4 protein-coding genes are annotated in these 6,460 nt (G+C 72.5%); 2 read left to right on the top strand and 2 right to left on the bottom strand.

Translation table 11 applies throughout. From position 1 onward, the window contains the following. Entirely contained in the window at positions 1–1,044 is a 1,044-nt protein-coding gene (locus GQS09_RS26170; RefSeq protein ID WP_165990017.1) for an SDR family NAD(P)-dependent oxidoreductase, read from the bottom strand. A gap of 166 nt (positions 1,045–1,210) precedes the next feature. Between GQS09_RS26170 and GQS09_RS26175 the strand changes: the two genes are divergently transcribed. After that, positions 1,211–2,422 (top strand): pyridoxal phosphate-dependent aminotransferase, encoded by a 1,212-nt coding sequence (locus tag GQS09_RS26175; protein WP_165990018.1) that lies wholly within the window; start codon positions 1,211–1,213, stop codon positions 2,420–2,422. A gap of 327 nt (positions 2,423–2,749) precedes the next feature. Here the strand turns inward: GQS09_RS26175 and GQS09_RS26180 are convergent, their stop codons facing one another. After that, positions 2,750–4,591, bottom strand: coding sequence for a phosphoenolpyruvate carboxykinase (GTP) (locus tag GQS09_RS26180; protein ID WP_165990019.1), 1,842 nt, complete (start codon positions 4,589–4,591; stop codon positions 2,750–2,752). Between the two features lie 322 nt (positions 4,592–4,913). Here GQS09_RS26180 and GQS09_RS26185 point away from each other — a divergent pair. Further along, positions 4,914–6,460, top strand: a 1,547-nt coding sequence (locus GQS09_RS26185; protein WP_165990020.1) for a DHA2 family efflux MFS transporter permease subunit, incomplete at its 3' end; no start/stop codon positions are given.

Below are 6,460 nucleotides of genomic sequence, written 5' to 3' on the forward strand. Positions count from 1 at the left end.
TCAGCGGCTGTGCCGGATGCTGCGCCCGAGACCCACGGCGACCCCTGTGACGGCCGCGGCGGCGGCCAGCCGCCGCGCCGCACGCCTGCCGGCGCCCCAGCCGCCGTGCGCGCTCCCGGTGCCGGGTGTCGGCACATACAGATTGCCCGCGCTGTCCGGCGCCGGCCCGTCGGGGGCCGGCCGCAGCATCCGGTGCCCGGTCTGGTGCGCCATGGTCTTCTCCGCGGCGCCGACCGAGACCCGGGACTCCAGGGTCAGGCCCCGTCCGGAGCCGCCGACCACGGTCTCCGGGCGCGGCGCGCGGGCCAGTTCCACGATCACCCGGGCGACCCGTTCCGGCGGGTAGACCGGGGGGATCGGGACGATCCGGTGGCCGGTGTGGTTGGCGCCGTGGGCGTAGATCGGGGTGTCGATGCTGGACGGCAGGACGGTGCACACGCTGATGCCGTGCTCGCCGTCCAGCCACAGCTCCTGCCGCAGCCCGGAGCCCAGGGCCCGCACCGCCGCCTTGGACATGGCATAGGCGTGTGCGTAGGGCTGGCTGACCACGCCGACCACCGAGGAGACGTTGACCAGGGTGCCCCGCCGCTGCGCGCGCAGCACCGGCAGCACCGCGCGGGCCGCGTGCACCGTGCCCAGCACGTTCACCTCCAGCACCCGGCGCACGTCGGCCAGCGGCACATCGGCGAAGCGGCCGAAGGCGGTGACCGCGGCGCAGTTGACCCAGACGTCGATGCGGCCGAAGTGGGCCAGGGTGCGGCGGGCCAGCTCCTGCACCGCTCCCGGGTCGGTCACATCGGTGGGCAGCACCAGGATGCGTCCGCCGTCCCGGGCGCCGCGCCGGCCCGCGCACTCCCGGGCGGTCTCCCACAGCGCCTCCTCCCGGCGGGCGGCCAGCACCGGCCGGGCCCCGCGGCGGGCGAAGGCCACGGCGGTGGCCCGTCCGATGCCGCTGGACGCGCCGGTGATCACCACCACGGCGTTCTCCGCGCGCCGGCCCGGCCGGAGGGCCCGGTGTACTGCTTGCTCCGGTTTGCGCCGCATGGCCCGCTCCCTCCGGCACCTTCCGTACTGCCCGTACCACTGCCCCCGTCCGTTCGCGGGTTCCGTGGCTCCGGGCGCGCGGGTACCCGGGGCGGCTCCCGCCCACCCCACCCGGGTGGCCGAAAACACGGAGCGCCCGGCGTTACGGGCCCGTAGGGTGTGCAGCATGCAGGTGATCCAGTCAACCAAGCTCGCCAATGTCTGCTACGAGATCCGCGGCCCGGTTCTCGAGGAGGCAATGCGGCTGGAGGCAGCAGGTCACCGCATTCTGAAGCTGAACACCGGCAACCCCGCCGCGTTCGGCTTCGAGTGCCCGCCGGAGATCCTGGAGGACATCCTGCGGAACGTGGGCAGCGCCCACGGCTACGGCGACGCCAAGGGCCTGCTCTCCGCCCGCCGCGCGGTCCAGCAGCACTACCAGACCAAGGGCATCTATCTCTCGGTCGAGGACATCTACCTCGGCAACGGCGTCTCCGAGCTGATCCAGATGGCCATGCAGGCCCTGCTGGACGACGGCGACGAGGTGCTGGTGCCCGCCCCGGACTACCCGCTGTGGACGGCCGCGGTGGCGCTCTCCGGCGGCACCGCCGTGCACTACCGCTGCGACGAGCAGTCCGACTGGATGCCGGACCTGGCCGACCTGGAGCAGAAGATCACCGACCGCACCAAGGCGCTGGTGATCATCAACCCGAACAACCCGACCGGCGCGGTCTACAGCGAGGAGATGCTGCGCGAGCTGACCGAGATCGCGCGCCGGCACCAGCTCGTGGTCTGCTCGGACGAGATCTACGACAGGATTCTCTACGACGGCGTCACGCACACCCCGACCGCCGCGACGGCGCCCGATCTGCTGACCCTGACCTTCAACGGGCTCTCCAAGAACTACCGGGTGGCCGGCTACCGCTGCGGCTGGCTCGCCGTCTGCGGCCCCAAGGACCACGCCGCCAGCTACATCGAGGGCCTGACCATCCTGGCCAACATGCGGCTGTGCGCGAATGTGCCCGCCCAGCACACCGTGGCTGCCGCGCTGGGCGGGCGGCAGTCCATCGAGGATCTGGTGCTGCCGGGCGGACGCATCCTGGAGCAGCGCGATGTGGCCCACGAGAAGCTCACCAGCATCCCGGGGGTGACCTGCGTCAAACCCAAGGGTGCGCTGTACGCCTTCCCGCGGCTGGATCCGAAGGTCTACAAGATCAAGGACGACCGGCAGATGGTGCTGGATCTGCTGCGCGCCGAGAAGATCATGATCGTGCAGGGCACGGGCTTCAACTGGCCGGAGCCGGACCACTTCCGGATCGTCACCCTCCCCCGGGCCGAGGAACTGGCCGACGCCATCACCCGGATCGGCGCCTTCCTCGACGGCTACAGCCAGGTCTGACGGTCCCGGCAGCGCCGGCGGCGCCCGGCCCGGCGATGCCGGCGGACACCGGCGGCGCCCGCAGCGGCCCGCAGCCCCGCAGCCCCGCAGCGCCCGTCGTGTGGACGGGCGGCCCGGTGCTCCCCCGTGGCACCGGGCCGTGCAGCAAGGTTTCCCACGCGCCGTGCGACGGCGTCAACGGGCTCCCCGCCACCCGGGACACTGGGACACCACCCCCTGCCCCGCCTGCGGTTTCTCCCCCGGCTGGGATGGCTTTCCGGGCACCGGAAAGGCCCCGCACGCCGTTGTGCGGGGCCGTGGAACCGCCGGCTGCGACTGGGTGAGGGGTCAGCCGAGCCGGTCGACCAGATTCCGGTACTCCTCCCACAGCTCCTTGGGCGTGTGGTCGCCGAAGGTGCTGAGGTGCCCGGGGATGAGCGCGGCCTCCTGCCGCCAGGCCTCGCGGTCGACGGTCAGCAGGAAGTCCAGGTCCTCCTGGCTGATGTCCAGGCCCTCGGTGTCCAGGGCGCCCGGCGCGGGCAGCACGCCGATCGGCGTCTCCACGCCCTCGGCGCGCCCGTTGAGCCGCTCCACGATCCACTTCAGGACCCGGCTGTTCTCGCCGAATCCGGGCCAGACGAACCGCCCGTCGGTGTCCTTCTTGAACCAGTTGACGTAGTAGATGCGCGGCAGCTTGTCCGCGTCCGTGCGCTCGCCCATGCGCAGCCAGTGGGCGAAGTAGTCGCCCATGTTGTAGCCGCAGAAGGGCAGCATGGCGAACGGGTCGCGGCGCAGTTCGCCGACCGTGCCCTCGGCCGCCGCGGTCTTCTCGGAGGCCACGTTGGCGCCCAGGAAGACGCCGTGCTGCCAGCCGAAGGACTCGGTGACCAGGGGCACGGCCGTGGCCCTGCGCCCGCCGAAGAGGATCGCCGAGATCGGCACGCCCCTGGGGTCCTCCCACTCCGGCGCGATGATCGGGCACTGCGCGGCCGGCACGGTGAACCGGGCGTTGGGGTGGGCGGCCGGGGTCGGGGTCCGCGGCGTCCAGTCGTTGCCCTTCCAGTCGGTCAGATGCGCCGGGGGCTCCGGCGTCATCTCCTCCCACCACACGTCGTTGTCGTCGGTGAGGGCGACGTTGGTGAAGATGGCGTTGCCCCACAGGGTGCGCATGGCGTTGGCGTTGGTGTGTTCGCCGGTGCCGGGCGCCACGCCGAAGAACCCGGCCTCCGGGTTGATGGCGTAGAGGCGGCCGTCCTCGCCGAAGCGCATCCAGGCGATGTCGTCACCGATGGTCTCCACCTTCCAGCCGGGCACGGTCGGCTGGAGCATGGCGAGGTTGGTCTTGCCGCAGGCGGAGGGGAAGGCCGCGGCCACGTACCGGACCTCGCCCTCGGGCGGGGTGAGCTTGAGGATGAGCATGTGCTCGGCCAGCCAGCCCTCGTCGCGGGCCATGACCGAGGCGATGCGCAGCGCGTAGCACTTCTTGCCCAGCAGTGCGTTGCCGCCGTAGCCGGAGCCGTAGGACCAGATCTCCCGGTCCTCGGGGAAGTGCGAGATGTACTTGGTGGAGTTGCACGGCCAGGGGACGTCGGCCTGGCCCTCGGCGAGCGGCGCGCCGACGGAGTGCACGGCGCGCACGAACCGGCCGTTCTCACCGAGCTGTTCCAGCACCGCGCGGCCCATCCGGGTCATGGTGCGCATGGAGACCGCGACGTAGGCGGAGTCGGTGATCTCCACGCCCAGGGCCGAGAGCGGGGAGCCGAGCGGGCCCATGCAGAACGGCACCACGTACATGGTCCGCCCGCGCATCGAGCCGCGGAAGAGTCCGTCGGGGCCGGAGAAGACGTCCCGCATCGCCGCGGGGTCCATCCAGTGGTTGGTCGGTCCGGCGTCCTCTTCGCGCTCCGAGCAGATGAAGGTGCGGTCCTCGACCCGGGCGACGTCGGTCGGGTCGGAGGCTGCGTAGTAGGAGCGGGGGCGCTTCTCGGGGTTCAGTTTGCGGAACGTTCCCCGGCTCACCAGCTCCTCGCAGAGGCGGTGGTACTCCTCTTCGGATCCGTCGCACCAGACGACGCGGGCCGGCTGGGTGAGGGCCGCGATCTCGTCGACCCAGGCGAGGAGTTCCTTGTGCTTGGTGGGGGCCGGGGTGGTGGTGGGAGCCGTCGTTGTGGGCGCCACGTCTCGCTCCAAGGGTGAGGGTGTTCTGTCGGATATCTGCACACATATCCGTTTTGGCACGACTGAATCGACCCCGTGGGGGCTGCGATCCGGATGCCGCGTGCGCTCATCCGGTATCGACCACGCTCATCTGATGCTGTCAGGTGTGCACGTCCGTGTCTAGCGCACGCTCAAGTGAGCAGCACCACTCGCAGTGTTACCGGCGTTTACGCGGTCGCCCACCGCAGGGCACGGCAGGGCAGGGCGCGGCACGGCATGACACGGCGCCGGGAATTTGACAGCTGCTCTCTCTTGAGAGTTACTCTGATCTGAGAGTTACTCTCGGAGGTGCCGTATGAACGCCGACTCGTCCCCCGCCGCTCCCCGCCCCGGCACCGGCACCGGCACCGCCGCCGGGAGCCGGGACAACCCGCGCCGCTGGTGGGCCCTGGCCGCGCTGGTCGTCAGCGTCCTGGTCCTGGGCTTCGACGTGACCATCCTCAACGTCGCGCTGCCCACCATGGCGGCGGACCTGGGCGCGACCACCGGCCAGCTGCAGTGGATCGTGGACGCCTTCCTGGTGGTCTTCGCGGCCCTCATGCTCCCGGCCGGCCTGCTGGGCGACCGCTTCGGACGCCGGCTGATGCTCATCGCCGGGCTGCTGGTCCTGCTGGCCGGCTCACTGCTCGGGGTGCTGGCCGGCAGCCCCGGCGAGGTGATCGCCGCCCGCACGGTGATGGGCGTCGGCGCCGCCTTCGTCGCCCCCCTCGCGGTGGCCGTGCTGCCCGCGCTGTTCGGGCCGGAGGAGCGCGGCAAGGCGGTCGCCGCCGTCACCGCCGGGCTGGCGGCCGGCATGCCGCTCGGCCCGCTGATCGGCGGCTGGCTGCTGGACCACTACTGGTGGGGATCGGTCTTCCTGGTCAACGTCCCGCTGGTGGCACTGGGCACGGCCGCCTGCCTGCTCCTGCTGCCGGAGACCCGCGACCGGAACACGCCCCGGGTGGACGCGCTCAGCGGCCTGTTCACCGTCACCGGGCTGGCCGCCCTGGTCTACGGCCTGATCGAGGGCCCGGGGCGCGGCTGGGACGACCCCCGGGTGTCCGGCGCCCTGGCGCTCTCCGTGCCGCTGCTGGCCGGGCTGGTGCTGCGCGAGCGCCGCCGCGAGCAGCCCATGCTGGACCTGAAGCTGCTCGCCGACCGTGCCTTCCGCTGGAACGCGCTGACCGCCACCCTGATCACGCTGGTGCTCACCGGGCTGCTGTTCCTGCTGCCGCAGTATCTGCAGACCGTGCTGGGGTACGACGCCTTCGGCACCGGGCTGCGGCTGATGCCGATGATGGCCGGGCTGCTGGTCGCGGCACGCGCCTCGCAGCCGCTGGTGGCGCGGTTCGGAGCCCGCGGCATGGTGGTCACCGGGCTGGTGCTGCTCGCCTTCGCCTCCTTCCTGGCCGCTTCCACGACCGTGGAGTCGGGCTACATGCCGACCGCGGTGTGGCTGTCCGTCACCGGTCTGGGGGTGGGCCTGGCGCTGGTGCCGGCCATGGACGCGGCCCTGGGCGCGCTGCCGCCGGACGTCTCCGGCCGCGGCTCCGGCCTGCTGATGACGCTCCGGCAGACGGGCGGGGCGATCGGGGTGGCGCTGCTGGGCAGTGTGCTGGCCCAGACCTACGCCGGCCGGGTGGACACGGCCGGACTGCCCGCGGCGGCGGCCGAGGCGGCGCGGGAGTCGGTGATGTCGGCCCACCGGGTCGCCGAGCTGGGCGGCGGCCCGGCCCTGGCCGCCTCCGCGGACCGGGCGTTCGTGGACGGCATGGTGCTGGTGATGGCGCTCTCCGGCGCCGTCGCCCTGCTGGCCGCCCTGCTCGCCGCCGTCCTGCTGCCCCGCGGCGCGGCGCCCCCGGC

This window comes from Streptomyces sp. YIM 98790, assembly GCF_011421595.1.
In the GTDB taxonomy this organism is placed as follows: Bacteria; Actinomycetota; Actinomycetes; order Streptomycetales; family Streptomycetaceae; genus Streptomyces.